The sequence below is a fragment of the Burkholderia sp. AU33423 genome, from assembly GCF_002223135.1.
Lineage (GTDB): Bacteria > Pseudomonadota > Gammaproteobacteria > Burkholderiales > Burkholderiaceae > Burkholderia > Burkholderia lata_D.
In genome coordinates this window covers 1,041,261-1,067,703 of the sequence record NZ_NKFH01000005.1, presented here as the reverse complement: position 1 = coordinate 1,067,703, position 26,443 = coordinate 1,041,261, and the positions used below count along the sequence as shown (strand labels likewise).

Annotated in this window: 25 protein-coding genes; 17 read left to right on the top strand and 8 right to left on the bottom strand. The window is 62.2% G+C overall.

Annotated features, from left to right (window positions below; translation table 11 throughout):
• Positions 1-107 precede the first annotated feature (107 nt).
• Entirely contained in the window at positions 108-1,346 is a 1,239-nt protein-coding gene (phnA, locus tag CFB50_RS17555; protein ID WP_047852694.1) for a phosphonoacetate hydrolase, read from the top strand.
• A gap of 29 nt (positions 1,347-1,375) precedes the next feature.
• On the top strand, positions 1,376-2,830 hold the full coding sequence (phnY, locus tag CFB50_RS17550) for a phosphonoacetaldehyde dehydrogenase (RefSeq protein ID WP_069249164.1): 1,455 nt from the start codon (positions 1,376-1,378) through the stop codon (positions 2,828-2,830).
• Between the two features lie 89 nt (positions 2,831-2,919).
• On the opposite strand, the gene CFB50_RS17545 is transcribed toward phnY, so the two are convergent.
• Complete coding sequence (locus CFB50_RS17545; RefSeq protein ID WP_069249163.1) at positions 2,920-3,192, bottom strand: hypothetical protein; 273 nt, start codon at positions 3,190-3,192, stop codon at positions 2,920-2,922.
• 325 nt (positions 3,193-3,517) lie between these two features.
• On the opposite strand from CFB50_RS17545, the gene CFB50_RS17540 reads away from it, so the two are divergent.
• The 3 genes from CFB50_RS17540 to CFB50_RS17530 are packed head-to-tail and all read left to right on the top strand — an operon-like array spanning position 3,518 to position 5,750.
• Positions 3,518-4,300 carry an amino acid ABC transporter substrate-binding protein gene (locus CFB50_RS17540; RefSeq protein WP_043185191.1) on the top strand — a complete coding sequence of 261 codons (783 nt, stop codon included), beginning with the start codon at positions 3,518-3,520 and terminating at the stop codon, positions 4,298-4,300.
• A 14-nt stretch (positions 4,301-4,314) separates the two neighbouring features.
• Complete coding sequence (locus CFB50_RS17535) at positions 4,315-4,995, top strand: amino acid ABC transporter permease (protein WP_069249162.1); 681 nt, start codon at positions 4,315-4,317, stop codon at positions 4,993-4,995.
• Positions 4,992-5,750, top strand: a complete 759-nt coding sequence (locus CFB50_RS17530) for an amino acid ABC transporter ATP-binding protein (RefSeq protein ID WP_069249394.1) — start codon at positions 4,992-4,994, stop codon at positions 5,748-5,750. The genes CFB50_RS17535 and CFB50_RS17530 overlap by 4 nt, the downstream gene beginning before the upstream one ends.
• 30 nt (positions 5,751-5,780) lie before the next feature.
• Here CFB50_RS17530 and CFB50_RS17525 read toward each other — a convergent pair whose 3' ends face one another.
• The gene (locus tag CFB50_RS17525; protein WP_069249393.1) at positions 5,781-6,596 is read right to left on the bottom strand and encodes an alpha/beta fold hydrolase; all 816 of its coding nucleotides are present in this window, start codon (positions 6,594-6,596) and stop codon (positions 5,781-5,783) included.
• 82 nt (positions 6,597-6,678) lie between these two features.
• Between CFB50_RS17525 and CFB50_RS17520 the strand changes: the two genes are divergently transcribed.
• From CFB50_RS17520 to CFB50_RS17500, 5 genes are all read left to right on the top strand, one after another.
• Complete coding sequence (locus CFB50_RS17520) at positions 6,679-7,293, top strand: CGNR zinc finger domain-containing protein (protein WP_069249161.1); 615 nt, start codon at positions 6,679-6,681, stop codon at positions 7,291-7,293.
• A 232-nt stretch (positions 7,294-7,525) separates the two neighbouring features.
• Positions 7,526-10,081 carry a type VI secretion system Vgr family protein gene (locus CFB50_RS17515; RefSeq protein ID WP_069249160.1) on the top strand — a complete coding sequence of 852 codons (2,556 nt, stop codon included), beginning with the start codon at positions 7,526-7,528 and terminating at the stop codon, positions 10,079-10,081.
• Positions 10,057-11,031: a DUF4123 domain-containing protein gene (locus CFB50_RS17510; RefSeq protein ID WP_144020664.1), complete on the top strand. Its 975-nt coding sequence runs from the start codon at positions 10,057-10,059 to the stop codon at positions 11,029-11,031. Before CFB50_RS17515 ends, CFB50_RS17510 begins: the two co-directional genes overlap by 25 nt.
• A 404-nt stretch (positions 11,032-11,435) precedes the next feature.
• Positions 11,436-12,272 carry a DUF3304 domain-containing protein gene (locus CFB50_RS17505; RefSeq protein ID WP_306427272.1) on the top strand — a complete coding sequence of 279 codons (837 nt, stop codon included), beginning with the start codon at positions 11,436-11,438 and terminating at the stop codon, positions 12,270-12,272.
• A complete protein-coding gene (locus CFB50_RS17500) occupies positions 12,265-14,490 on the top strand; it encodes a DUF2235 domain-containing protein (protein ID WP_256979106.1) in 2,226 nt (741 codons plus the stop codon). The genes CFB50_RS17505 and CFB50_RS17500 overlap by 8 nt, the downstream gene beginning before the upstream one ends.
• 30 nt (positions 14,491-14,520) lie before the next feature.
• On the opposite strand, the gene CFB50_RS17495 is transcribed toward CFB50_RS17500, so the two are convergent.
• Complete coding sequence (locus CFB50_RS17495) at positions 14,521-15,570, bottom strand: DUF3592 domain-containing protein (protein ID WP_089446656.1); 1,050 nt, start codon at positions 15,568-15,570, stop codon at positions 14,521-14,523.
• A gap of 299 nt (positions 15,571-15,869) precedes the next feature.
• Positions 15,870-16,727 carry a hypothetical protein gene (locus CFB50_RS17490; RefSeq protein ID WP_144020663.1) on the bottom strand — a complete coding sequence of 286 codons (858 nt, stop codon included), beginning with the start codon at positions 16,725-16,727 and terminating at the stop codon, positions 15,870-15,872.
• 404 nt (positions 16,728-17,131) lie between these two features.
• Here CFB50_RS17490 and CFB50_RS17485 point away from each other — a divergent pair, with 404 nt between their 5' ends.
• Complete coding sequence (locus tag CFB50_RS17485; RefSeq protein WP_089446654.1) at positions 17,132-17,788, top strand: helix-turn-helix domain-containing protein; 657 nt, start codon at positions 17,132-17,134, stop codon at positions 17,786-17,788.
• Positions 17,789-18,511: 723 nt separating this feature from the next.
• Here the strand turns inward: CFB50_RS17485 and CFB50_RS17480 are convergent.
• Together CFB50_RS17480 and CFB50_RS17475 are read right to left on the bottom strand one after the other, a co-directional pair.
• Entirely contained in the window at positions 18,512-18,739 is a 228-nt protein-coding gene (locus CFB50_RS17480) for a ribbon-helix-helix protein, CopG family (RefSeq protein ID WP_226267597.1), read from the bottom strand.
• A gap of 58 nt (positions 18,740-18,797) precedes the next feature.
• Positions 18,798-19,049, bottom strand: coding sequence for a hypothetical protein (locus tag CFB50_RS17475; RefSeq protein WP_089446652.1), 252 nt, complete (start codon positions 19,047-19,049; stop codon positions 18,798-18,800).
• 424 nt (positions 19,050-19,473) lie between these two features.
• Here CFB50_RS17475 and CFB50_RS17470 point away from each other — a divergent pair, with 424 nt between their 5' ends.
• The 4 genes from CFB50_RS17470 to tnpC all read left to right on the top strand — a co-directional run bounded on the left by CFB50_RS17470 (position 19,474) and on the right by tnpC (position 23,403).
• Positions 19,474-20,676, top strand: a complete 1,203-nt coding sequence (locus tag CFB50_RS17470; RefSeq protein ID WP_256979103.1) for a hypothetical protein — start codon at positions 19,474-19,476, stop codon at positions 20,674-20,676.
• A 336-nt stretch (positions 20,677-21,012) separates the two neighbouring features.
• The gene (gene tnpA, locus CFB50_RS17465) at positions 21,013-21,489 is read left to right on the top strand and encodes an IS66-like element accessory protein TnpA (RefSeq protein ID WP_144020614.1); all 477 of its coding nucleotides are present in this window, start codon (positions 21,013-21,015) and stop codon (positions 21,487-21,489) included.
• A complete protein-coding gene (tnpB, locus tag CFB50_RS17460; RefSeq protein WP_027810102.1) occupies positions 21,465-21,815 on the top strand; it encodes an IS66 family insertion sequence element accessory protein TnpB in 351 nt (116 codons plus the stop codon). The genes tnpA and tnpB overlap by 25 nt, the downstream gene beginning before the upstream one ends.
• Positions 21,816-21,846: 31 nt before the next feature.
• Positions 21,847-23,403 (top strand): IS66 family transposase, encoded by a 1,557-nt coding sequence (gene tnpC, locus CFB50_RS17455; RefSeq protein ID WP_089444703.1) that lies wholly within the window; start codon positions 21,847-21,849, stop codon positions 23,401-23,403.
• A gap of 9 nt (positions 23,404-23,412) precedes the next feature.
• Here the strand turns inward: tnpC and CFB50_RS38780 are convergent, their stop codons facing one another.
• The gene (locus tag CFB50_RS38780) at positions 23,413-23,643 is read right to left on the bottom strand and encodes a hypothetical protein (protein WP_144020662.1); all 231 of its coding nucleotides are present in this window, start codon (positions 23,641-23,643) and stop codon (positions 23,413-23,415) included.
• 71 nt (positions 23,644-23,714) lie between these two features.
• On the opposite strand from CFB50_RS38780, the gene CFB50_RS17450 reads away from it, so the two are divergent.
• Together CFB50_RS17450 and CFB50_RS17445 are read left to right on the top strand one after the other, a co-directional pair.
• Complete coding sequence (locus CFB50_RS17450) at positions 23,715-24,602, top strand: TIR domain-containing protein (protein ID WP_089446719.1); 888 nt, start codon at positions 23,715-23,717, stop codon at positions 24,600-24,602.
• Positions 24,603-24,604: 2 nt separating this feature from the next.
• On the top strand, positions 24,605-25,564 hold the full coding sequence (locus CFB50_RS17445) for a tyrosine-type recombinase/integrase (protein WP_089446651.1): 960 nt from the start codon (positions 24,605-24,607) through the stop codon (positions 25,562-25,564).
• A 329-nt stretch (positions 25,565-25,893) separates the two neighbouring features.
• Here CFB50_RS17445 and CFB50_RS17440 read toward each other — a convergent pair whose 3' ends face one another.
• Positions 25,894-26,424: a conjugal transfer protein TraD gene (locus tag CFB50_RS17440; protein ID WP_089446718.1), complete on the bottom strand. Its 531-nt coding sequence runs from the start codon at positions 26,422-26,424 to the stop codon at positions 25,894-25,896.
• Between the last annotated feature and the right edge of the window lie 19 nt (positions 26,425-26,443).

Here is a 26,443-nt window from a genome sequence, read left to right as displayed (position 1 = left end):
ACAATCTACAAATCATCAATTTTAATGTCAAGCATGGAAAACACCTCCCCTTCGGCGCGGCGCGGGCGCCGACGGCTCTACCCTTCGAACTGAAAGGAATGAACGTCATGAATGAAACGCCTGTATCCGTGGAAGTGAACGGCCGCCGCTACAACTGGATGAGCCGGCCCGTGGTGGTCGTGTGCGTCGATGGCTGCGCATACGAATATCTGGAAGAAGCGGCCGAGGCCGGCGTCGCGCCGTTCCTGCGCACGCTGCTGAAGCCGGGCACGGCGCTCAAGGGCGAGTGCGTGGTGCCGAGCTTCACGAACCCGAACAACCTGTCGATCGTGACAGGCGTGCCGCCGGCGGTGCATGGGATAAGCGGCAACTACTTCTACGATCGCGACACCGGCGCCGAAGTGCTGATGAACGATCCGAAGTACCTGGTCGCACCGACCGTGCTCGCGACTTTCGCGGAGCAGGGTGCGAAGGTCGCGGTCGTCACTGCGAAGGACAAGCTGCGCCGCCTGCTCGGCAAGGGGCTGAAGGGCATCTGCTTCTCGTCGGAAAAGGCCGACGAGGCGAGCATCGAGGAAAACGGCATCGACAACGTGCTCGAGCTGGTCGGCAAGCCGGTGCCGAGCGTGTACAGCGCGGATCTCTCGGAATTCGTGTTCGCGGCCGGCGTGCGCCTGCTCGAGACGCGCCCGATCGACCTGATGTACCTGTCGACCACCGACTACGTGCAGCACAAGTGCGCGCCCGGCACGGAAGGCGCGAACGCGTTCTACGCGATGATGGACACCTACCTGCAGCGCCTCGACGCGCTCGGCGCGATCGTCGCGATCACGGCCGATCACGGGATGAACGCGAAGCACGACGACGAAACCGGCGAGCCGAACGTGATCTACCTGCAGGAGCTGTTCGACGAGTGGCTCGGCGAGGATGCGGCGCGCGTGATCCTGCCGATCACCGATCCGTACGTCGTGCACCACGGCGCGCTCGGCTCGTTCGCGACCGTCTACGTGCCGGCGACGGCCGACGCCGAAGCGCTGCGCGCACGGCTTGCCGCGGTCGACGGCATCGAGGTCGTGCTGACGGGTGCCGAGGGCTGCGCGCGCTTCGAGCTGCCGCCGGCGCGCATGGGCGACCTGATCGTGATCTCGAAGCAGGACGTCGTGCTCGGCACGCGCCGCATCAAGCACGACCTGTCGGGCCTCGACGTGCCGCTGCGCTCGCACGGCGGGATCTCCGAACAGATCGTGCCGCTGATCTTCAGCAAGCCGGTCGCCGGCGACGTCTCGGGCCGCGCGCGGCTGCGCAACTTCGACATCATCGACATCGCGCTCAACCATCTGCAGTGATGCGTACGCATCCGTAAGGGGACACACTCATGAACGCCATTGCAGCATCGACGGACGTCCGCGAGATTCGTCGCGAAGCACTGCGAATCGATGGGGAACGGATTCATCGGGACGCGGTAATCGAAGTGCGCAACCCGTACGACGGCGCGCTGGTCGGCACCGTGCCGAAGGCGACGCTGGACGACGTGCGGCGCGCGTTTGCCGCCGCGCGTGCCTACCGGCCGACGCTCACGCGCCACGACCGCGCGGCGATCCTGCGCCGTGCGGCCGACATCGTGCGCGCGCGCACCGCCGAGATCGCAGCGCTGATCACGGCCGAGTCTGGTCTGTGCATCAAGGATTCGGCATACGAAGCCGGCCGCGTGGCCGACGTGCTGACGTTCGGCGCTGGAGAAGTGCTGAAGGATGACGGGCAGATCTTCTCGTGCGACCTGACACCGCACGGCAAGAAGCGCCGCGTGTACACGCAGCGTGACCCGCTGCTCGGCGTGATCTCGGCGATCACGCCATTCAATCACCCGATGAACCAGGTCGCGCACAAGATCGTGCCGTCGGTCGCGACCAACAATCGGATCGTCGTGAAGCCGTCGGAGAAGGTGCCGCTGTCGTGCTACCTGTTCGCGGACATCCTGTATGAAGCCGGGTTGCCGCCGCAGATGCTGCAAGTGCTCACCGGCGACCCGAAGGAGATCGCTGACGAGCTGATCACGAACCCGGCGATCGATCTCATCACGTTCACGGGTGGCGTATCGATCGGCAAGTCGATCGCATCGCGGATGGGTTACCGCCGTGCGGTGCTCGAGCTCGGCGGCAACGATCCGATCATCGTGATGGAGGACGCCGATCTCGACGAAGCGAGCACGCTCGCTGTGTCGGGTTCGTACAAGAATTCGGGCCAGCGCTGCACGGCGATCAAGCGGATGCTCGTGCACGAGTCGGTGGCCGATCGCTTCACGGAGCTGGTGGTCGAGAAAACCAAGGCGTGGTCATACGGCAATCCGGCCGATCCGTCGGTCGACATGGGGACGGTGATCGACGAAGCGGCCGCGAAGTTCTGCGAGCAGCAGGTGAACGACGCGATTGCACGCGGTGCGCGGCTGCTGGTCGGCAACGTGCGCAGCGGCGCGCTGTATTCGCCGACCGTGATCGATCGCGTGACGCCCGACATGCCGCTCGTGAAGTACGAAACCTTCGGCCCGGTATCGCCGATCATGCGCTTCCGCGACATCGACGAAGCGATCCGGATGTCGAACAGCACCGACTACGCGCTGTCGTCGTCGGTCTGCACGAACCGCTTCGACAACATCACGCGCTTCATCACCGAGCTGGAAGTCGGCAGCGTGAACGTGCGCGAAGTGCCGGGCTACCGGCTCGAGCTGACGCCGTTCGGCGGCGTGAAGGATTCGGGGCTGGGCTACAAGGAAGGCGTGCAGGAAGCGATGAAGAGCTTCACGAATACGAAGACGTATTCGCTGCCGTGGTAAGCGATGTGTAATGCGGACGCGCCGGCGCGAAGGCCGGCGCGCGTAATGTCCCTCGGCGGGATACGCCTGCGACGGGCGCCAGGCGACGGTCAATCGTCCTCGTCGCGGTGATGTCGCCAGCCGCGATGCCAGCCGTTGTCGTGCCGGTAGCGGCGGTAGCGATATTCGCCGTAGTACGGGCCGTAATAGGCGGGTGCCGGCTCGTACACGACGGGCGGCGGCGTGTAGTAGACAGGCGGTGGCGCCTCGATCACCGGCCCCGGCACGCCGAAGTACACGCCGACGTCGGTGTGCGCGAATGCGCTTGCCGACAGGCAGGCGGCCGCGAGGCCGACGGCACTGGAGAACAGGATGCGTTTCATTTGCCGTTCACTCCGTTCGCGGGGGCAAGGCCCGCGAGCAACAGGTTGATCTGCCTTCATGGTACGTAGCGCATGCCGAACGGGTGATACCGCGGTGTCGCTTCTGTAACCGCCGGTAACGAATCGTCGGACCATTGCCGCGCTGCATCGCGACGGATTTCATCTGAGGGATGAGGGGGCTGGTCGGCGCGTTATTCGTCGTGCTCATATCGATAGCCGATTTGCGTTTTTGCCGCGCATCGACGCGTCGGTAGAATTCGCGGACCTCTCGAACGGCATGCATGTGCCGCGGGAATATTCCCTCCAATCATTCGGGGTCCGCACCATGAAATTCCTTCGCTCCATCCTGGTCGTCGCCATGCTGCAGGCCGTTTCGGTCACGAGCGCACTGGCTGCCGACGACCTGTCGCAGATCAAGTCGTCCGGCGTGTTCCGGGTCGGTACCGAAGGCACGTACGCGCCGTTCACGTACCACGACGAAACCGGCAAGCTGACGGGCTTCGACGTCGACATCGCGACCGCGATCGCACAGCGCCTCGGCGTGAAGCCGCAGTTCGTCGAAGGCAAGTGGGACGGGCTGATCGCCGGCCTCGACGTGAACCGCTACGACGCGGTTGTCAACGAAGTGTCGATCACCGACGCGCGCAAGGCGAAATACGATTTCTCGACGCCGTACATCACGTCGCGCGCGGTGCTGATCGTGCGCGCCGACAACACGACGATCCGCTCGTTCGACGACCTCAAGGGCAAGAAATCCGCGAACACGCTGACCAGCAATTTCGGCAAGCTCGCGGCCGCGCACGGCGCGGACGTCGTGCCCGTGCAGGGCTTCAACGAATCGATCGACCTGCTGAGCTCGGGGCGCGTCGACGCGACGATCAACGATTCGCTGTCGTACCTCGATTTCCGCAAGCACAAGCCGGACGCGAAGCTGAAGATCGCGGCGACCGACACGGGTGGCGCGAGCGACGCATCGGGCGTGCTGCTGCGCAAGGGCAGCCCCGCGCTGGTGGCCGCGATCGACAAGGCGCTCGCGGACATCAAGGCCGACGGCACCTACGCGAAGATCTCGCAGAAGTATTTCGGCCGCGACGTGTCGCAGCCGTGATGCGAGGCTGAACGATGCCGGCCTGGCTTCATCTGATGGCGGAATCGCTGCGGCCCCTGCTCGTCGCGGGGCTCGTGTTCACGGTGCCGCTCACGCTCGCGTCGTTCGCGATCGGCCTGTTGCTCGCCTTCGGCGCAGCGCTCACGCGGTTGTTCGGGCCGCGCTGGGCGCAGGCCGCCGTGCGTTTCTACATCTGGCTGTTTCGCGGTTCGCCGCTGCTCGTGCAGCTGTTCGTGATCTTCTATGGCCTGCCGAGCGTCGGCATCGTGCTCGATCCGCTGACGGCCGCCGTGATCGGCTTCTCGCTGAACGTCGGCGCGTACAACGCCGAGGTGATTCGCGGCGTAATCGAATCGATTCCGAAGGGGCAGTGGGAGGCCGCGTACTCGATGGCGATGACGCGCCCGCAGGCGCTGCGTCGCGCAATCCTGCCGCAGGCCGCGCGCGTCGCGCTGCCCGCACTGTCGAATTCGTTCATTTCGCTCGTGAAGGACACGTCGCTCGCGGCCGTGCTGACCGTGCCGGAGATCTTCCAGGCCGCGCAGCGGATCGCGGCCGTGACCTACGAGCCGATGATTCTCTATACGGAAGCCGCACTGATCTATCTGCTGCTCAGCTCGGTGCTGTCCACGCTGCAGCGTCGCCTCGAAATCCGTTTCGGCCGCCACGCGCTGTTCCAGGCGGAGTGGCGATGATCCGGCTCGAACGCATCGACAAGTCGTTCGGCTCGCATCGCGTGTTGCACGGGATCGACCTCGCGTTGCAACCCGGCAGCGTGACGGCGCTGATCGGGCCGTCCGGCAGCGGCAAGAGTACGCTGCTGCGTTGCGTGAACCTGCTCGAAGTGCCCGAGGCGGGCACGCTGACGGTCGGCGACGCACGCATCGACTTCTCGCCGGCGCAGCGGCCGGCGCGCGACGCCGTGTTCGCAGTGCGGCGCCAGACCGGCATGGTGTTCCAGAACTTCCAGCTGTTTCCGCATCTGAGCGTCGTGCAGAACGTGATGGAAGGGCTCGTCACCGTGCAGCGCTGGCCGCGCGAACGGGCCCGCGAACGCGCGCTCGCGCTGCTGGAGAAGGTCGGCATCGCGGACAAGGCCGACGCATGGCCCGGCACGCTGTCGGGCGGCCAGCAGCAACGCGTCGCGATTGCGCGCGCGCTTGCGCCGTCGCCGCAGGTGCTGTTGTGCGACGAGCCGACGTCGGCACTTGATCCGGAGCTGTCCGTCGAAGTGGTCGAGGTGCTGCGCCAGCTCGCACGGGAAGGCACGACGATGCTGATGGCCACCCACGACCTGCGCCTGGCCGCGTCGATCGCGCACGACGCGGTGTTTCTCGCGGAGGGCCGTGTCGTCGAAGCCGGTGCGTCGCGCGACCTGTTCGGCGACCCGCGCGATCCGCGCACCGCGAAGTTCATCTCGACGCTCGCGCAGGGCGTGCCGGTGTTCTGACGCGACCCGCGACGCGGATTACCGGCGGCGTCAACCTTGCCCTGGCCCGTCGAGCACCGCCGCGACGATCGCCTCCGGCGCATCTTCCTGCACCAGGTGGCCCGCGCGCGGCACCCTGATCAGCTGGCCGTGTGCGATACGCTCGGCGAGCGCCTGTCCCTGTTCGAGCGGAATCCACGCGTCGTCCTCGCCCCATACGATGCGCACCGGAAAGTCCGGCGGCGCGTAACGCGCCTCGGCTTCCTCGATGTAGCGCTGGCGCATCTGCGCGATCTGGCGGTAGAACGCGGCCTGACCGTCGGGCGTGAGCCACGGCGCGCGGTAGATCGACAGCGCCTCGTCGCTCAGCGGCCGGGCGACCGCGTTGCCGAGATAGGCCGACACGAGCGCGTGATGCGCGTAAGCAGGCAATCCGGTGAACGCGGCTTCGTGCTGCGCGACATGACGCACGAACGGCGAACCCTGCGGCGCGATCGCGACCGGATTCACGAGCGTGAGATCCGCATAGGCGACGCCGTCGAGGAAGTGCGCGCGCAACACGGTTGCGCCGCCGTAGTCGTGTGCGAGTACGCGGGGGCGTGAGATTGTCCACTCGTCGAGCAGCGCGCCGAACAGCCCGTTCTGGCGGCCGAGCGATACGTCCGCGTCCGGCATGTCGGACTGGCCGTAACCGAGCAGGTCATAGAAGAACACGCGATGACGCCGCGCGAGCCACGGTGCGATCCGGCGCCACACCTGCGACGAAAACGGCGTGCCGTGCACGAGCACGAGCGGCGGGCCTTCGCCGATCGTTCCCCAGGCAATCCGGTGGCCTTCGAAAATGAAGCGATTGGCGAGTTCGAGCATCGGCATCTCCGTGCTAACCTGTTTTGGTTGTTAACAGGTTACTCCGGATTGCCCGGGTGTGAAACCGAATAGGTGAAAATAAATGGTTACTCGACACGAGCCCGCGCGAGCCGCGCCCGCATGGGGTGCAGCCGATTTCGTCGGCGGCCATCCGGCGCTCGACTTCCTCAACACGGTGGCCGACACGGGCAAGACGCGCGATGCGGACAAGCTCGTCGACTGGCCGGCCGTGCATGCGTGGGCGGAACGATCGGGGCTGCTGGCGCGGGCCGATCTGGCGCGGCTGCTGCGCCATGCGCGGCAGGACGACGCGGACGCGCTGGCGGCGCTGCATCGCTTTCGCGAGGATGCCTACACGGCGATCGCGCACCTGACGGCCGGAGGCGGCGGCACGGCCGGCGCGCGCGCGGCGGACCGGCTCGCTGTCGCGATTCGCGAGGCGATCGGGCGCAGCGCATTCGATGCGGTCGACGGCCGGTTCGCGTGGCGGCCCGACGCGCGCGCCGCGTCGCGCTGGGTCGATGCGGCCGCACTCGGCTTCGAGCAACTGCTGCGCAGCGACGATTTCGCGCGGGTGAGGCAGTGCGGCCGGTGCACGTGGTTCTTCGTCGATCGCGGCCGCGGCGTCGGGCGCCGCTGGTGCGACATGCGCACGTGCGGGAATCGCGCGAAGGTGGAGGCGTTCAGGGAGCGGTGAGCGGCGCACGGATGATGCCTGCCGGCCCAGCCAATACGCTCTTGTATTCAGTATTTATTGCCGGTTTGTTATCCGAGGCGGCAAGACATTCAATTTTTGTGAAACATCCTGAATAGGTCGCGCGGTCGATCTTTCTCGGAAAGTGAATATCTCTGTAAAATTCGTGTAAGGTACGACGGGTGCGCCTGAGAGAGCGCGCCGGCACGAGCGAATCAAAAACGGCGGGTAATACATGAACACAACCGACCTGGCTCAGGCCATTCGACGTGGCCTGATTCAGCAAGATCGCCTGATGAAATCGGATATTCCAGCGCTGCCTGGAAATGCGCTGGTTCCGCGGCGCGCAATTATCGATGGCGAACTTGGCCGAGACTTCAGCATCACGATCGACATGCTGTCCGCGGCCGCCAGCCTCGAGCTCAAGATGCTCATCGCGCAGCCGATGACGCTTTGGGTCCGGCAGGCGAACGCGTCTTATCAGCCGCTCAACGGCTATGTGCATACCGCGCGACGCCTTGGCTCCGATGGCGCCCTGACCAGTTATCAGTTGATCGTTGCGTCCTGGATGCATTTTCTGAAGTTTCGCCATGATATGCGGTACTGGCAGGATCAGCCGGCAGATCAGATCATCGCGGACGTTTTTGCGATGCATCCACAGGCTCGAGGTCGATTCGAATTCGCCTTGTCGCGCCCACTGCCGACGCGCTCGTATTGCCGGCAAAGCGAAACCGACTGGCACTTCGTGCATCGTCTGATGGAGCAGGAAGGCCTGTTCGGCTTCTGGCGGCATGCGGCCGATGGGACATCCCATACGCTCGTCGTGACCGACGATATCCAAACGGTCGATGCAATGTTGCCGGAAACGGTCGAATTCTCCCGTTTCGGCAGCAGCAGCGAGGTCGACGCATTTACGCAATGGTCAGGATCGCGCACGCTTCAAAGCACGCAATACACGACCCGGACGTTCGACTACAAGTCGCCGCCGACGGCCTTTTCGCCGAAAGGCACGACGTTGCCGACGCGTAGCGACCAAGGCGATTTGCCCGTGCAGGCCGAGGTCTACGAGTACACCGGCGCATATACCTATGGTGCTCAGGCGCGCGGCGAGCAGCTGTCGTCGGTCCGGCTGGAGGAATGGGAGTCGCGCGCGAAGCGTTTTCACGGCATCGGCGGTGTGCGCGGCATCGATGCGGGGCGCCGCTTCACGCTTGACCATCACCCGATGCACGATGCCGATTCGGTCGAGCAGCGTCAGTTCGCTGCGATCAAGGTCCGGCGCTACATCGAGAACAATTTGCCGGGCTCGGTGCGCGACGGAGATTTCCCGCATAGCCTCCAGCGCCGCATCGACGACGCACGCGCGGAGCGGACGCAGAACGTATCGTCGTCCGCGTCTCACGAGGACGGAAGCGCCGGGTTTTATCGGGTGGAGGTTGAGGCGCAGCGCGTGAGCTTGCCGTTCCGCAGTCCGTTTGAGCACGACAAGCCGCTGATGCACCTTGAAACGGCGATCGTGGTCGGCCCGGAGGGCGAAGAGGTGTATACGGACGAGCTGAACCGGGTCAAGGTCCGGTTCGTCTGGGATCGGAGCAATGCCGGCGACGAGCGCGCGTCGTGCTGGCTGCGTGTCGCACAAACGGATAGCGGCAGCGGATATGGCAGCGTGCATTTGCCGCGTGTCGGCGAAGAAGTGATCGTCGGCTATGTCGGCGGCGATTGCGACCGGCCGGTTGTGCTGCATCGCGTCTACAACGGTGCAACACGGCCGCAATGGCACAGCAACGGTATTTTGTCTGGGTTTCGCTCGAAGGAATATGCGGGCAGCGGCTACAACGAAATGTCGCTGGACGACGCGACGGGCCAGACCCGGGCGAAGCTGTTCAGCAGCAACGCGAACAGCATGCTTCACCTCGGTTACCTGATCGAGCAGAGCGGCAATTCGCGCGGCGGGTATCTCGGCAGCGGCTTCGACCTGCGAACCGACGCATACGGTGCGATGCGCGCTGGCCAGGGGCTGTATCTGTCGACTTACCCGAAAACGATGGCCAGCCAGCCACTCGACGTCGATGACGCGCGTCAGCAGCTGTCCGGCTCCGCTGAACTGCTCGACACGATGTCGGGGGTGAGCGAACAGCATCGGGCAGAGAGCCTGAAGGATGGCCACGACGTACTGAAGGCATTCGCCGACGCGACCCGGAAAGCCGATACGCCCCAGTCGTCGGGGGGGCGCACGGCTGGTGGTGGAACCGGCAGCGCCAATGCGTTCTCGCTGCCGCTGATGCTGTTCGGCAGTCCGGCAGGCATTGCGTTGTCCGCTCAACAGGACGTGCACCTGTGTGCGGCGCACCAGACCAACGTGGTCAGCGGCGGCAGCGTGCATGTTGCAGCTGGCCAGTCGCTGATTGCCGGCGTGCTCGAGAAGATCAGCCTGTTTGCGCAGAACGCGGGGATGAAGCTGTTCGCCGGCAAGGGCAAGGTCGAGATTCGGGCGCACACGGACGACATCGAGTTGACCGCGCAGAAGGCGGTCAAGGTCATGTCTGCCACGCAGACGGTCGATGTGGCGGCGAAGCAGGAAATCCTGTTGACGTCGGGTGGGGCGTACATCCGGATCAAGGACGGCAACATCGAGCTGCATGCACCCGGAAAAATAGACGTGAAAGGCGCGCAGCACAATTTTTCCGGGCCGACGAGTCAGGCATATCCATTGCCCCAACTGCCGAACGGTGTCTACAAGGAGTGCCTGCTCGGCGCTCATCACGGGTGCGACATGTTCACTGGAGCCTGACGATGAGTGATATCCGGACCGTCGAGCGTGCCGACGACCCGTGGCTGCGGCATGTCGACTATCTTCGTACATCGTTGCTCGCACCGCGCGACGGGCAGGCATCGTCCCTGTACCTGCTGGTCGACACGCGGAGCCAGCCAGATCTTCAGAAGCGTTGGGTCGAGGATCGCAGCTGGCGATACGTGTCGCTGTGGGACGGCCTGTCGACGGCGGCGTATCACGACATCGCACCATACCTGATTGCGATTGAACCCGACGTGCTCGACGGCCCCGACGGGCGTCACGCGTTGCTCCGACAGTTGTGGATGGATGTGGCCGATCGTCCGATGCTGACCTGGGTGGCATCGCCATTCGGGTTGGATGCATTGGCGCAGCACTTCCGGCGTTTTTGCACGTTCCGCAATCCGGCGTTGCGGCTTTTCTACCTGCATTTCTACGACAACCGCGTGCTGACGCGGCTGCATCAGGGATTCGAGCCGGCACTGTGGCAGGCATTCGTTGCGCCCTGCCATGCACTGGGCAGTCGCGATCGCCGGAACCGGCCGGTAGTGTGGCGCAATTCGCAGCCGCCGTTGTACACGCCTGATCCGACGCCGCTGATGCTGAGCGAAGTGCAGCACCGGCGGCTGCTCGAAGTCGGTTATCCCGACAAGCTGGCGATGCAGCTCAGACGGTCCTGCGACGTGGACGAAGACGAGGTGGCGGACGCCGACTGGATCGAGCGGGTCGAGACGCAGCTTGCGCGCGCAGCCACGTACGGATTGAAGGAGGAGCAAGCGCTCGCGCGATATACGATCCTGGGCGTGCTGATCTCGCGGACGTTTGACGAGCATCCGGCGGTGCAGCCGATCTTGCAGCGGCTCGCAGATGGCGAGAGCGCGTCGGCGACGCTGGATGCGGTCGAGGCGGCGGTTGAGCGGCATGTCGACGAGTTGACGGGAAATGGATGAGCCGATCTGTACGTTCGTCCTCCTTTCGGCGCGTGACCGACTTGCATCGGAGCGCGTCTACAGCGGCTTGAATGTCGAGGGGTTTAACTGCTCGCCGTACAGCCTGACTTATTTCGTTGTTCGGGACAATTCAGGATGTGCGGCAACAGGTGGCGAGGGTCTGGTGCCGGGCGCAGGAGAGGGGGCTGAGTTGTCGTTATACGTCCAAGGGCGCGCACTTCACGGTCGAGCGGGCAATTTGAGATATCGACGACGGCCTCGATCTTTGCGCACCGCTTGAGAAGTTCAGGAAGGCGGCCCGTGTGCATATGCCGCCGACCGAAGTGAAGGGCAAGCCAGGCCAGATGAAATCAAGCGCTTTCGAGCATAGTGGGTTGAAGTCAAAACAAGGAACAAGTCCTGGAATGGGTAAGTCGTTCAACATGTCCACGTGGTTCTCGTGCGCTATCGGCCGGACTGCCGTTACGGCAATGATCGTGGCGACGATGTCGCTGTCGGCATGCGACAAGTCGTCATCGGAGCCGGTCTACAGTAGCGTGGGGGTCGAGGCGTTCAACTATACGTCGTACAACCTCGATCACTTTGTCGTCCGAGATCAGTACGGCAACAAGGCGAGTGGCGGCGGCGATCTGATGCCAGGCTCGGGTGCGGGTAGCGTGAGTTGTTGTTATGCCCTGAAAGGCACGGATTTCACGGTCGATTGGGATGTTTACGACGCAGACGCTGCGCAAAAACAGATCGATGCGCAGCAGGATATTTCCGTGATCAGGAAGACGGCCCGTGTGCATATGCCGCCGGCCGAAGTGAAGGGCAAGCCGGGCCAGAATGTGCTGGCCCTGCACTTTTATCCGGACGATCACGTTGAATTCGAATTCCGCGACGATCTGCAGGGCGCACGGATTTCCTACGCAAAGGTCGACGAGTGGTTTCAACGGACGTACGGCAAGGCGGCCAACCCGGACAACCTCGATGATGCGAAGTCGTTCCGACGCACCGTGCGCGTAGCGGCGGACGGCTGGAAGAAGTACGGGCTGACGAGCGAGAAGGATCTTGAACAGTACGTCTACTACGCATTGATCGTGAATCCGCGCTTCGATGAATACCCGGCGGTGCAGAAAATCCTCGTGGAAACGAAGGGAAAACCGGATGCATTCGGTGACGCGATGCGGAAGCTGTCACCCGCCACCGTCGATGAGATCAAGCGCTTCCGTCCGGAGCAGAAGGAGGTGGTCCGTGGCTGATCCCGAGATTGACAACAACAACCTGGATCCGGCCGACCGGACGCCGGAGATGATTCGCAGCAAACGGGCCGCGAGCGTTCAGGCATACAAGTCGGACGACTGCATTCCGTGCGGCGGTATCGTTCATGTCGGATTCTTCTTCGACGGTTACCGGCGAAGCCGTAACGAAGACGATCCGGCGACTTCACGCTTCTCGAACATCTGCCGGCTGTTCGAGGCTCACCGGGATAAGGATGACCGTCGGCGTCAGACGCCCACTTACTCGAATGAGCTCTGGTATCGCTACTATTACTCGGGAATCGGTACGGACCTGAATTCCGAGGCGAAGATCGGGGTGCTCGACAGCACGGGAAACAAGGTCACGAAAACTGTGGAGAGCCGTGCGGCTGAGAGATTGAAGGGCCTGCCTGGCCAGATTTCGGGTAGCAGCCGGCTGAAGATCGATCCCGAGAAGACGATGCAGGAAGGCATCAAGAAAGGCTGGTCGGAGCTTTCGTTCAAACCGGTGGCGGCTGCCTTCAACGACATCGTGAAGACGGCCGAGCAGTTGCCGGACCGGGTGCTGCGCATGGTGAAGATGATGTCGGCCGACCGGTACGTCCGACGCGGCCGCGCCGTGTTACGTTCGACGTTGTATGAGTTCGCCGAACATCCGTGGAAATTCGGCTGGACCTTCGTCAAGGGCACGGTGATCACCACCGGGCTCGATTCGATACCGTGGTTTCGCGACAGCCGCGCACTTGCCCGTGTTATGGGCACGGGCGTGCAGGACCGTGTGACCATGGCGCTGGAGCAGTTCGAGAAGACGTTTGACGACGCACTGAAGGAGCGTCAGAAACTGCAGCGGATCCAGGTGTCGATTTTTGCTGCCGACCGAGGGGCCGTGGTTGCACGGGTGTTTGCGAACGAACTCGCCGAGAAGTACAAGCGACGCAGTGCCAGTGATCTCGCGATACGGGGTGTGCCGATCGAGATCAAATTCATGGGACTGTTCGATGCGGTGTCGTCGGTCATGGAGGAAAACAAGCTGCTGAGCGCGTTGCCGGTGCTCGACCTGCTCAAGCAGAACTTCGGCGACTTGAGCCTTGCCGTGCCGGCGGCCGTGCAACGCTGCGTCCACTTCGCGGCTGCGCACGAATTGCGTTTCTACCAGCGGCTCGACAGCCTGGAAAAGACGCGTGGCGAGCAGTACCTGTATCCCGGAACGAGCGAAGACGTGACGGGAGGCGCGCCGCCAGGGTCGCTCGGTGCGCGGGCGGAGTTGCAGCGCATTCCGTTGCGCGACATGTTGAATGCCGCATACGAGGCAGGTGTCGCGATCGACTCGATGGAACTTCTGTACAAGTACAAGCCTTTGACATACCAGCGGTTTTCGTTGGCCCGGCGTATCTCCGAAGGCGGCGCTTCCTACACGATGCTCGAGCTCATCAACGCGTACCAGAAGATCGTGCCGCGCAAGCCGGGGCTGGATTTCCAGGCGCACATGCAGGTGTTTATCCGCTGGATCGCCGTGCGTTACCAGTCACCGGCGTTCCGCTCGTCGGTGACGCAGGAGGCTGATCGCTTCAAGGCGGAGCATCAGCGGCTCCTGAAGGCCAAGCAGGATGCGCAGGCGGCCTACGACGCCGAGCGCCGGCGCCCGTTCGGCAGTACGAAGAAGCTGATCGAAGCGCAAAGCCGGCTTGACGACGCGAACCGGGCCGAGGACATCGCGTTGCGCAAGACGCGGGTCGAACTCGCCCGGCCGGCCGAAAGCGTGTGGGAGCGGCTGGAGCGCGAGGCAGCGGAGATGACCCAGCGGGCGGCGCGGCAGGACAGCCTGAAGCGTGCGGCGGAGAGGGTGAAGACGCAGCGCATCCAGCCGTGGGGAACCGATGTCGATACCAGCGTCCGGGTGATCGAGGAGTCGTTGCTTTCGCCGGACCAGGTTGCGCTGGCCAAGGTTTGGAGCGAGGCAGTCGCGGGCAAGAATCCATTGCCTGCTGAAGTGATGGCGCTGTTCGATTTTCTCGTTCACGACACGATGCTGACGAGCTGGCACGATCACCTGCTCTCCGGTCCGTTGTACTTCCAGACGCGTGCGACGGATACGTTCGGCACGACGGACTTCGCGGCGGAGAAGAAGCAGCATGACCGCGACGAGCGTCGTGCGAAGCACGCTGATCGCCAGAATCAGACGATCGACGCGTCGACGCCGGCGCGCCTGCCGGGCATATGACGCGTCGAGGAGGAGCGTAGCCGCGCGCTGCTACGGCGCCACTTCCCGGTGCCGCTGCTCCGGCCACAGCGTCGCGGCGACGAACAGCCCGGCTGCGACGAACGGTGCGCCGATCGCGAACAGGATCGCCGTGAGGCCCCAGCGATCCCAGAAGCGGTCGACGATCGCGCGTTCGGGGGTGACGGGGTCGTACAGCACGTTGACCGCTTCGCCTTCGTGCAGGCCCGGATGCGACGACGCCGAGCCCTGCGCGAACGTGATCAGCCGCCCGCTGTCGGTCGTGAACGCGACGATCGCCGAATACAGCGACGTGCGCGGGCGGGCCGACCGCGCATTTTTTGCGATCTCGACGACGTGGCCGGTAGAGCGCGCGTAGTGGTGGACGATCTGCCACTGACGCAGGCCGGCTGCGCCGGCACCGGCGATGAAGCCCGTGCCGATCGTGATCGGAATCAGCACGATCGCGATATCCCAGCGGCGTCGCGCCTGCTTGCGCTCGGCTCGGGTCGGCGGTGCATCGAATTGCATGCGGTGGCGCTTGCCGACGATCAGCAGGGCGCCGATCGCGAACGACGCGACGGCGAGCAGTGCCGACACCGCCGCCGGAAACCAGCGTTGCGCGAAATCGTCGATCAGCGAGGGGCGTTCGGGATGGACGGGGTCGAGCAGGACGTCGACGTTTTCGCCGATATCGTAGGCAGGGGTGGTCGAGGCGGTATTGCCGGCGATCTCGCGGCGCTGACCGTCGTTCGCGAGATACGCGACGATCGGCCGGTACGCGCGCATCGCGTCGCTGTCCTGCACGATACGGACGACCGTGCCCGGCGTGCGGACCAGATGACCGGTCGCCTGGCCGGTCGTGACGGCGAGCACGCCTGCCAGTACGAGCAGCACGGCGCCGAGCGCCAGCGCGACGAGCGCGCCCTTACCCGGCATGGCCGGATCTGGTTCGTGCGTCGCACTGCGGATGCCGGCGTGATCGTGGGAGTGGCGTGTCCCGACGGACTTGCCGATATCGGCGCAACCAGGCTCTCTGAATGGTCGGGTCTCGGTTACATGCTTCCATGTCTGACGTCCCATGTTCTCTCAGTGCCGGCGGGCAAACGGCAGTGCCTGCGCCGGTCGTGTGATATTTGTCGGACGATTCTAGCGGAAACGATGCGGAGCGGGCGTGCGGAGGCGTATTGCGACAGGGCGCGCCACGAATGCGGCGGCGGAAAAGGAAAAAGCCCGGTCAGCTTTCGCTGACCGGGCTTCGGAATTCCTGGTGGGGCGTGAGTGACTCGAACACTCGACCTACGGATTAAGAGCCAAATCAAGCAGCTTGTAGGTTACAGCTAATCTCTTGAGTTTACAAGGAATTTGTTGACTCTCGGTTCCTACAGTTGATTCGCCGTTACACCACTGCTCCGGCAGATTTCCGGCAGAGGATGGTCCGGAAGCTCTGTTTCCTCCAGGAAGATGTCGACAAACGTTTCTGCGACGCTTCCCCATCCGGGAGGGCCGACCAGGTCGTTGGTTGTGGTGGATAGGACACGCTCTCGAAGGTGCATAGTCCGTGTTTCCGTCCATCGATCGATCAAGCCGGGATGCTCGCTCATCTTTTGTACGATCAACGGTAGCAAAACTTCCGTCGCCAGATCCTCGGATATGCCGACTTGTTCGCACCAGTGCGAGAGCCAATGGCGGGGAAGCTGCCTGAACTGGCTACACCACCTCTGCCGATGCTCATCCGGCGCTTGATCCCACAAGCAACCCCATTGCCATCCAAACGCGCGGAATAGCTCCGGTTGATCGGCCCAGGGGCACTCAATATCGAATCGTCCGTCTCTCGACAAGTCGGCATACGTCGGCCAGTAGTTGTCGTAGATGAGTTCGATGTCATCCGCGCCGACATGTCGCGGTAGCCCAAGGTTTGCCATTGGCATGCGATACAGCATTGCGAGGGCGTCGAGTTCACGAGTCTCGACAACGGCAATCAGATGGGCTGGGCGCCGCAACAGTCTCGCGACTCGGTTCTCCAGCGACTGTATTCCGCCAATCTGTACCGCCCGTGATTTGGGCCGAGAGGGGTCTAGGGAGTAGCGGTAACTGTTCCCGGGCGTCAGTCCAAGTGCCTCGTCAAGCTTCTCATAGCTGAGCCCGGTAAGGTCGCGAGCCTCCCTGATCAGCATCGCAGTGAAACGGCTGATTGCGGCTTTGAGCCGTCGTCCTTGGTTGGGGCCAACGTTCGCCATCGATTACCAGTTCAAAAACTGGCCCTAGTTCGGATACCCGACGAATTCTAGGCTATCGACATGTTCACTGCCAGTCACTGGTGATTGCAAATGAAGAAAGCAGACACTGATTTCAGACAGACATTCGCTCGGATGGCGCCGCAAGCGATCGTTACGCGCGACGAACTCGCTGCACTGTTGGCGACCACCGTTGGCGCGATCGCGCAAATGACCTACAGGGGTGAGCTGCCGCAGACTGCCTTTCCGGATAAACGACGGGCATGTTGGTTTGCTGCAGATATCCGGGAGTGGTTGAACGACGTTGCCGCGCGGAGATCAGGCTGTAACGCGCTTGCGCGTGATGAGACGAATTCGGACATGCCTCGGCCACGCGTCGGTCGCCCGCGACATGCAACGGGTGAGTGATGGCTGACCAACTAGCGGTACAAGGTGAACTCTTCAGGGCTGAGACTGGCTGGTTTCACGTCTTCAGGTCATTTGTCGACAGTGGGGCGTTGGCCGATATGGATGGAGCGACCCTGAAGGTGTACCTGGTCATCAAGACCCACACAAATATCGAAACCGGGATCGCTGGCCCGATTGGGCACAAAACGATCGCATCGAAGTCCGGCTTGCACCAGTCGTCCGTTAAGCGCGCGATCAAAGAACTCGAATCGCTTGGATACTTGTCGAAGTCGCCACGTGGACGCTCACACGAGTATCGCTTCAAGGAGAAATGGCGAGTACAGGACAAGGACGGGCGACAGACTGCGATAGCGTCATGGGAATACGTTCCTTCATTGGTGAAGCCGACGGCGGACGAGCTACGGGCAGCACTGCTGGCCGGGCGCCCGCCTGCAGACGTTCACATTGAACGTCTGCTGGTCAACATCAACCATGTCGCTCCTGGTGCCGTCGTGATCAACGTTCAGGACGGGGAGCAGGCCGAGGTGGCGGGGAAAATTACCCACCCGGCGTTGCGTAACGCCCTCAATGCGCTACTGGTTAACCGCGTCAATGTACCGAGGGAGGCGCCAGCGCAAAGTTATACACAGATCATGGATGGTCGGGATCAGGAGTGAGCTGCATTGCGTGCGAAAGGGTTCACACGCGAGCTGCATTCATGGGGAAGTGGCTCGCCCATGAGCTACTAAATAGAGAGAGCCTTTATCTTAAAGAAGGCGGAGCGCTAGCAATGCTGTCCGGAGGATGCCCCCTACCCCGAAAGCTGTCAGACTGCCCGGAAATTTGTCAGATACGCTCCCGGATATGGTGGCTTCCCATCTCACCAAAGCGAAATGGTTTGGGACATGCATCGCATAAGCGGCTTGACGTTGTTCAAAACCAATCGCGCGCCAGATCTCCCTGCCCGCGTGCTGTCCTGCGGCGGGATACGGGGGCGGCCGGCCAAAGCCGGCCGAGGTCTACCGACCCGGCCCCTACCGCCGCCCCCTGAGCCGCCCATGGGCAGCTCAGGGCTTCGGGACAGCAGCACGCGGAACAGTGTCATCGGTCCGCGATCGCCCAATACGTTTTGTAGAAGAGGACTTTCTCTTTGCCCTTTGACTAGCGTGAAACGGGATCGCTTCGCTGTCAGTTTCAGGACCTGCTCAAGCGACGTGCGGGGGGCATGAGTGGATCTTGGTTTCGCGGAGCTGCAAGAAAGTAACAGTGCGATCGGTATTTTCGCGTACGCGAAAATCCTGTCAGGCGATCAACCTATGTGCCGCGCGTATATCGGTGGCCGTGGTCTGCTCCCGAAGGGGGGGGCACGCAGCCCAAACGCGACGTCTTCAATAACGAGCTTAGAAGAGCGGCAACTGCTTTTCGGAGCCGTCCCTTACGCGGATCATTATGGCTCCACCATTGGTTTGCTCAGTGAGCAGGAAGTCATAGAGTGCGAGCGCCCGCCGTATGACTTCGGACATGCTGTCCGCGTGTGTGCGGTCGCGAAGTGCTTCGATCTGCTCCTTGACCTCGACGGACATGTCAAGGTTGAGGCGAACCTTCGGCTGTTTTCGTGCTGGGCGCATTCAATTTCCAGTTGCTGATCGTTACGCCGGCTATAGCCGGCATAACGCAATATCCAACCTAGCTTTCGCGAATGCCGCCAACAATACCAAGCAGCAGGATGGCACCGATAGACGCGAGCGTGATTGGTCCAGACAAACCCTTGAAGGCTGCGATCGCGTCAACGGTGACCATTGCAACGATAGCTAGTTTGGACCTTGTCAACCTGACCAAGTAACCGGCTACCGCGGTGTACCACCTGGTCGATTGATGAACATTGAGATTCTCGTACTTGCCGTAGAAATTCTTCAGTTCGTGTTGTGGCTCTTCCATCCTTGTTCTCCGAGACGATTTCTGCCTCGGAGAACAACGGAGCGCACGCGCACACGAGCATCCCCCAGCGAGATATCGCTGGGCTCATGAGGCATTGCACTCCGCGTCTCCTGTGCGTCCTCGGACCTATAGATGGCCGTTCAGATGGAGAACCAACGGGGCAGTACTGCAAACTGCTGACTGCAATTTTTAGGGTCGCTTAGGGGCATTGAGAGGACGCATGACCTCGTGCCCACACTACGACCAGACTCTTCATTAACAGCAATGATTTGCACTTCATGCCACTCTGGGCGTGTCCTTAATATACACATAAGAAGCGGGTTTCGCTACGACCCAGGACCGTGAGATATGGGTGAGCTAGTCGAGCAATAATTGCCCTGCGGAATACTGTCGTGGCTTGCGACACTGACAAAGGAGGGGGCCGGTGACGAAAAACGTACCTCAAGGACGGATCAGATCCGCGAACGGGTATTTTCGTGCGGTTGAGGCGCTTGATCGGCTGGAAAAGGCTCGTCGGCGGCAGCGAGCACGCCTGGATGAGGACGTCGCGCATATAGGCTTTCTGAGCCCGATGGACTTTGAGAGAGCCCCGGCCCTGGGCTTGGGCGACGATGGATTGATCGACTCCCTCGAAAAGCGAATTTTCACCTACTTAGATTCACTCTCCGATGACGAGCGCTATCTGCTGAGGAAAAGCAGCCGCAAGTGGGCCCATCGAGGGGTGCTTGACGAGTACGAGTGGCAGAAGGAGCAGGAAGCCTGGCAGAAGGGGATGTGGGGAGGCAGTAACTACATGCAGCGGCAAAGGGAGCGAGGACGGGCTCTTGGGCAAAAAGTGTCGACGCAGCTGATGCTCGACTGCCTTCCCACAACCGATCGCGCGAGCGAGCTTCTGATGCGGCAGCAGCAAGTGAGTAAATTCCTGTCGTGGTCGGCCGGGCCAGCGGAGGATCCCGAGAGCGAGGGCGAACGGATCGACGCGTTTGTTGAGGCCGTATGGGGCGCCCAGTCGGGGTATCGGCATATCGTTGGACTTGACGCACATTGCCGAGCGTTCGGGCAGTTACGTCAGCGTCATTTTTTTCCGGATCTGATCGAATTGATAGGGGAGCCGGCGCCAGCGCACCACCAAGCGGACGGGACGCTGACGACGGAGCGCAAAAGGCAGTTGTTGCTGCTTGGCATTTTCTCCTGGCGCGGCATGGTGCTCACTTATGAGCGCCTTTGGAGCCCGGACGGGTGGCGCCTCAAAAACGGTTTTCAATGGCGCGTGGCGACGACCTGTCACTTGCCTCGGACTCGAACGTTTATGACCTTAGCGGATGTGCTGCCGCAACCGCAGGCGTACGAATGGGATGACTTCGAGAAAATTTACCAAGCATGGGGGATCCGGAAGGAAACTAAGGCTGGCAAGGGCTTACCTCGAACCCCGCGGACACTCCAATGTGAGCACTGCCAGAACTGGGTGTTCTCAGATGCAAGCAAGCGACTCAATCTAGGGGGAGTTCCGAGAAGATACTGCCTCCCTTGTTATCGGACTTTGAAGATGGCACGTGCGCTGAAAGGGATCGAGAGAGAAAAAAATCCGTCCACCACGCTAAGTGGTCGTAAAAAATTCTGGGAGTAGTAGTGTTTTGTGGCATGGTGGTATTATTCTGTCGTTATGGTGCGGTTTTTGCACCCTGACGGAATATCACCCGAAATGTAGAGTCCAGGATTGTGATTCCTGGGCTTTCTCGGCCGGCTTGGACTGGCCCCAGTCGTTGTTTTTGTGTAGGATTCTCGCGTGGGGCATTCGTGCGCCCCCGCTTTGCGCAAAAGGCCGCCTCGAGCGGCCTTTTGCATTTCTGACCCGCCCATCGAGGCGGGTTTTTTGTAAGCGCTCTTTGATTGACGCCATTGCACGGCGAGGCTGATTCACCGAGGCTACGTGTCCATGTTCAATGAGCGTGGACAGGTGTGCATGAACGAGCAACGCGGAGGTTTGCAGAGCCGATTGGTGGTCGATCGCAAGCGAGACGGACGGCGTAAGTACGACGAGGATGCGAAGCGCGAATTGATACAGGCGTGTCTGAAGCCCGGGGTGTCGATCGCGCGGACGGCCATGGAGCACGACGTCAATCCAAACCTCGTTCGGACGTGGATTTCCAAGTATCAGCGCGAACAAGCCGCGGGCGAGATAGTCAGCTCCGTGACGGAGCCGTCACGAGAGGCTCGCGTCGAACTGCCGGCGGCTTGCGTGCCTGAGGAATCAGCCTTTATGCAGGTCGTCACCTCCGCGGTTGCTCCCACTCCGACTAAATTGGCTGCGGCATTCTCACTGAATGTGCACCTGCCAAACGGCGTTTCCTTAGAATTGGGCCCGGCGAACTTCGATGAACTGACGGCCGTTGTGCAAATGCTCGGGAGGCTGCCATGTTCCGGTTCGACGAAGGGCTGAAGGTTTATCTGCATCGCGATCCAGTCGACTTCCGCATGGGCATCAACGGACTGTCGATCCTGGTCGAACAGGCGATGCGCCTGAACCCGATGACCTCGGCGCTGTTCGTCTTCGGCAACCGCCGGCGCGATCGAATCAAGATTCTCGGCTGGGGCGGCAACGGCTTCTGGTTGCTGCTCAAGCGACTCGAAGCCGATCGCTTCATCTGGCCGAACGGAGGCGACACAATCACGCTCAGCGCCGAGCAATTGCACTGGCTGCTCGACGGCATCGACCTGGCCGTGATCCAGAAGCATCCCCAGCGATATTACGCGCGGATGAGCTGAACACCGCGCGGGTGACATGGTCTAATCGGCCATGCCGAACAGCCCCGTCATGCCGAGTGTTGAGGAATACCAGGCACTGCTCGCCGAACGCGATGCGCTGCGCGGTGAGCTTCGACTCGTGACGGCCCAGCGCGATCTGGCCGAAGAGAAGCTGCGGGCCTACAAGCACGAACTGTTCGGTGCATCGAGCGAGGCGCGCCATGCCGACCAGCTCGGCCTGTTCAACGAAGCAGAGGCATTGGCGGCGACTGCCGACGCGCCCGCGCGTGAAGACGTGCCCGGCACCTCGGTCGCCGCCCACACGCGCGGCAAGCGCGGGCGCAAACCACTCAATCCGAGCCTGCCGCGCGAGGTCGTGCGGCACGAGTTGCCAGAAGCTGAACGATTCTGCGCGCACGACGGCCACGCCCTCGTCGAGATTGGCGTAGAAACGAGCGAACAGCTCGACGTGATTCCCGAGCAAGTGCGCGTCGTTCAGCACCAGCGGGTCAAGTACGCCTGCCCTTGCTGTGATCTCGGCATTAAGGTCACGCCAGCGCCGACGCGCATCATCCCTCGCGGGCTGCTCACGGAATCCGCGCTGGCGTGGATCATCACTGGCAAGTACCAATACGGCATGCCACTGTATCGCCAGGCCACGCTGCTGCGTCGCTTCGGCGGCGACATCTCGTCGAACACGCTGGCCGCTAGCGTGGTGCGAGTGGGGCTTGCTACGCAGCCGGTGATCAACCTGATGCGTGACGCGCTGCTCGAATCCGACCTGATCTACGGCGACGAGACAACGTTCCAGGTGCTGAAGGAACCGGGACGAAGGCCGCAGGCAAAGAGCTACCTGTGGGCGCAGGTCAACGGCTCAGGGCCGCCCGTGCGGATGTTCTCGTACTCGCCGGGACGTGGTGCCCAACATGCGCAGAAGCTCTATGCCGGCGTGCAGCCCGGCACTGTGCTGATGACGGACGGGTACGAACTCTATAACGGCATCGCCCACGATCACCAGCTCGTGCATCTCGGATGCTGGGCGCATGTACGCCGCGGCTTCATCAAGGCCGAGGAGTCGGTGCCGAAAGCGGCACGCTCATCGGATCTGCTGGCGACGCGCTTCGTTAAGCTGATCGGCAAGCTGTTCACGGCCGAGGCGCGAAGCGCGAAGTGGACGCCTGAACGCCGGCAGCGATTGCGTACCCGATACAGCGCCCGAGCGCTCTCCCTCGTCGAATGCATGATGGTCGAGCATCTGCCCGCCGTCGTGCCGTCGAGTCTGCTCGGCAAGGCGCTGCAATACATGAGCGGGCAATGGCCCAAGCTGGTCCGCTACATCGAGAACGGCAACTGGCCACTCTCGAACAACCTGTGTGAAAACGCGATCAGACCGTTCGTCGTCGGCCGCAAAGGCTGGCTGTTCTCCGACACTGTCGCCGGCGCGCAGGCCAGCGCCAATCTGTACTCCCTCGTCGAGACGTGCAAGGCGAACGGCATCGAACCGTATCGCTACCTCGTCTGGCTGTTCACGAAGCTGCCTCTCGCTGCAACCGCCGACGACTACGCGGCCCTCATGCCATGGAGCATGCCTGCCACTCCCAACCTCTGATGGGTGTCGTTAAAAGACCGCATACGGTTTTTTATTGGCAAAAGCAAAATGAAAAAGGTCAATCGGACCCGGATCATCGTCGCCCTCATCCATGCGTTCACGGCAATCACGGTTGCCGCGATTCATTCGCATGAGGCGATCACGGTGGCCCTGATCCAGCACCTCGTTCACTAAGCGCCAATCCCGATCGTTCTTTCCGTCACCTTGTCGTTCGTGACGGGTCGGTGATTTTTTGGCCACTGACCTGTCATCGGCGACCACTGATGTTTCTATATATGATAATCTCCTTTATCAAACATATAGGAGAGACCATGGCCAGCCGCCGTCCTGCTGCCCCGCCCCCCATTGCGCCCAAGCTCCAGCTTTCGCCTGCCGCGATTCAGCGTGGTATCGAACGTCTCGGCGAGCGCATCACCGAGTTGCGGGCATTCGACATTGCGACGGTACCTAAGGGAGATTCCGCTGAGCTGACGGCGCTGTCCGCCGCTATCAAGGACACCCTTGAGCGGTGTTTTGGCGAAAACACATCGGCCGCTAAGCGATTTGACGACGCGACATCATTGTCTTGGTATCCGATGGTTATCTCACTGGACTACGAGACGCCTGCATATGAGTATCAGGCCGGGGTCGCCAAGAATATCGAACACTCCATCGCTCTCCTGCAGGAGGCGCAGCGCGTACTGAATGAGGACCTTGCGGACGCGCAGCACGAGGCCGTAGCTTTGCCTGCTTCCGCTGCGACGAAAGCGACGGCTCCTTCTCGGCGTGTGTTCGTTGTCCACGGCCACGACGGTGAAGCACGCGAGACCGTCGCCCGTTTCCTGAAAGCGATGGAATTCGAGCCGATCATCTTGAACGAGCAGGCCAACCAGGGGGGGACTGTCATCGAAAAAATCGAGGCACACGGAGATGTTGGTTTTGCCGTGGTGTTACTGACTCCGGACGATGTGGGTCGCAGCGTCAAGGAAGCTGAGTTGAAGCCTCGGGCACGACAGAATGTCCTGCTCGAGCTGGGCTATTTCATGGCGCGCCTGACCCGTAAGAATGTTTGCGTGCTTAAACGTGGCGATGTCGAGATCCCTAGCGATTTCGCCGGAGGGGTGTGGGAGGCAATGGATGCTGGTAATGGGTGGAAGCTGGCGTTGGCGCGCGAGCTCAAAGCCGCGGGCCATGCCGTCGATCTGAACAAGGCGTTCTAGCTATGGGGCAGCAGCTCGCTACGTTCGGTGGCATTGCCGTTCCAGAGCTCATCGTCGTGACCGGCGAGCGTGCATGCACCCGTTTCCTGGAGTTTTTCGCGTCGGCGATCCGGAACCCGCACACGCGCCGTGCGTACGCGCGCGCGGCCAGTGACTTTCTGACCTGGTGCAGCGAGATGGGCGTGCCGTCGATCGTAGCCGTGCAGCCGTTGCACGTCGCAGCGTGGATCGAGCGGCAGATGTCGACGCACGCCGCGCCGACCGTCAAGCAGCGCCTCGCGGCGATTCGCCACCTGTTCGACTGGCTGGTGACCGGCCAGATCGTGCCGATGAATCCCGCCGCGTCGGTGCGCGGCCCCAGCCACACGGTCCGCACCGGCAAGACGCCCGTGCTCGAGGCGAGCGAGGCGCGGCAGCTCTTGGACAGCATCGATGGGAGCACGCCTGCAGGGTTGCGCGATCGCGCGCTGATCGCGTTGATGGTGTTTTCGTTCGCGCGGATCGGCTCGGCGCTGGCGATGCGCGTCGAGGACATTTACGTGCAGCAGCGACGGCTGTGGGTGCGTCTGCGAGAAAAGGGCGGCAAGGTGCACGCGTTGCCCTGTCATCACACGCTCGAGGCAGCCCTGCATGCGTACTTGGACGGCACGGGAATCGGCGCCGATCCGAAAGGACCGTTGTTCCGCACGATCCAACGTGGCACAGGGCAGTTGAGCGACACGCCGCTACCGCAGGCGAACGCCTATGCGATGGTGCGCCGGCGTGCAGTCGCGGCCGGCATCGAGACCGCCATCGGCACTCACACATTCCGCGCGACCGGGATCACCGCGTACCTGCAGAACGGTGGCTCGCTGGAGAATGCCGCGGCGATGGCCAACCACGCGTCGACGCGCACCACACAACGTTACATCCAATATCCGCGAGCGGTCCCGCTCGAAGACGTCGAGCGGATTTGTTTATAGAAAGTGATTCGTGGTCCGCGTGGGCTACCGGAATACACATGTCGCGCGGCGTGCGGGAATGCGTCGACCATCTGCCGGCGATTCAACGTCGTCAACTGGACATGACCGGCTCTGGGTGGGGCGATCAATCAATGGCATTGAGCAGATGCATCATAAGGGCGTCTCATCGCGCAATCGATTGACTAGATCGGGCGTGACGGGGCGGGCCGTGCGCGCGTTCAATAGAACGGGTAGGCCGTTTCGGGTAGTTGGCAGATCCGTGTTCAGTCGCAGCACTGTACGAGCCAATTTCGATAGCATGCGGCCGATCAGGCGGACATGGTCGTTCTTCACGCTGTCTTGGTTCGCTTCCGGTGGTCGGTTTGCTCACCGAGTATGCGCCCGAACTGCTCGAACGCGGCGTCAACATAAAGCATTGTCGCTGCCTTTTCGGTTACTGCGCGCTCGTCGAGCCGAGCGTCGCCGGCGCGCTTCCACTCTCTGACAGTTTTCTCATCGCGTTTCGTTTCGGCCATATCGAGTAGAGCGCCTAGAAGTTCGCCACGATCACGTAGCGGTTTTCCAGTGGCGCTATCGACCAGCCCCGCGAGGATCAGCAGGCCAGCTGCCTTATACAGTTCGTGATTCCGTGCTTTGCGCTCCGCCTGCTTCACGGCCGTCACGACACGTGCTGCGTTGGCACGCGCCTTCTGCACACGCTCTTCCGCTTTTTCTGCCTTGATAAGCGTATCCAACTTTCGTTGATCGTCTACGGAGCGAAGCCGCTTCTCAGTCAGTAGTAACAGCATGCGTTGTCGGTCGGTTGGTTTTTTCAAGCCGCGGATGTAGGCGACGCGATGCTCGATCCATTCGGTGGTCATGGTCACTCCACTATATACC

Excerpts from the sequence above, each read along its gene's own strand:
- phnA (WP_047852694.1), top strand. The coding sequence starts at position 108 with ATGAATGAAACGCCTGTATCCGTGGAAGTGAACGGCCGCCGCTACAAC.
- phnY (WP_069249164.1), top strand. The coding sequence starts at position 1,376 with ATGAACGCCATTGCAGCATCGACGGACGTCCGCGAGATTCGTCGCGAA.
- CFB50_RS17545 (WP_069249163.1), bottom strand. The coding sequence starts at position 3,192 with ATGAAACGCATCCTGTTCTCCAGTGCCGTCGGCCTCGCGGCCGCCTGC.
- CFB50_RS17540 (WP_043185191.1), top strand. The coding sequence starts at position 3,518 with ATGAAATTCCTTCGCTCCATCCTGGTCGTCGCCATGCTGCAGGCCGTT.
- CFB50_RS17535 (WP_069249162.1), top strand. The coding sequence starts at position 4,315 with ATGCCGGCCTGGCTTCATCTGATGGCGGAATCGCTGCGGCCCCTGCTC.
- CFB50_RS17530 (WP_069249394.1), top strand. The coding sequence starts at position 4,992 with ATGATCCGGCTCGAACGCATCGACAAGTCGTTCGGCTCGCATCGCGTG.
- CFB50_RS17525 (WP_069249393.1), bottom strand. The coding sequence starts at position 6,596 with ATGCTCGAACTCGCCAATCGCTTCATTTTCGAAGGCCACCGGATTGCC.
- CFB50_RS17520 (WP_069249161.1), top strand. The coding sequence starts at position 6,679 with ATGGTTACTCGACACGAGCCCGCGCGAGCCGCGCCCGCATGGGGTGCA.
- CFB50_RS17515 (WP_069249160.1), top strand. The coding sequence starts at position 7,526 with ATGAACACAACCGACCTGGCTCAGGCCATTCGACGTGGCCTGATTCAG.
- CFB50_RS17505 (WP_306427272.1), top strand. The coding sequence starts at position 11,436 with ATGGGTAAGTCGTTCAACATGTCCACGTGGTTCTCGTGCGCTATCGGC.
- CFB50_RS17495 (WP_089446656.1), bottom strand. The coding sequence starts at position 15,570 with ATGGGACGTCAGACATGGAAGCATGTAACCGAGACCCGACCATTCAGA.
- CFB50_RS17490 (WP_144020663.1), bottom strand. The coding sequence starts at position 16,727 with ATGGCGAACGTTGGCCCCAACCAAGGACGACGGCTCAAAGCCGCAATC.
- CFB50_RS17485 (WP_089446654.1), top strand. The coding sequence starts at position 17,132 with ATGGCTGACCAACTAGCGGTACAAGGTGAACTCTTCAGGGCTGAGACT.
- CFB50_RS17480 (WP_226267597.1), bottom strand. The coding sequence starts at position 18,739 with ATGCGCCCAGCACGAAAACAGCCGAAGGTTCGCCTCAACCTTGACATG.
- CFB50_RS17475 (WP_089446652.1), bottom strand. The coding sequence starts at position 19,049 with ATGGAAGAGCCACAACACGAACTGAAGAATTTCTACGGCAAGTACGAG.
- tnpA (WP_144020614.1), top strand. The coding sequence starts at position 21,013 with ATGAACGAGCAACGCGGAGGTTTGCAGAGCCGATTGGTGGTCGATCGC.
- tnpB (WP_027810102.1), top strand. The coding sequence starts at position 21,465 with ATGTTCCGGTTCGACGAAGGGCTGAAGGTTTATCTGCATCGCGATCCA.
- tnpC (WP_089444703.1), top strand. The coding sequence starts at position 21,847 with ATGCCGAACAGCCCCGTCATGCCGAGTGTTGAGGAATACCAGGCACTG.
- CFB50_RS17450 (WP_089446719.1), top strand. The coding sequence starts at position 23,715 with ATGGCCAGCCGCCGTCCTGCTGCCCCGCCCCCCATTGCGCCCAAGCTC.
- CFB50_RS17445 (WP_089446651.1), top strand. The coding sequence starts at position 24,605 with ATGGGGCAGCAGCTCGCTACGTTCGGTGGCATTGCCGTTCCAGAGCTC.
- CFB50_RS17440 (WP_089446718.1), bottom strand. The coding sequence starts at position 26,424 with ATGACCACCGAATGGATCGAGCATCGCGTCGCCTACATCCGCGGCTTG.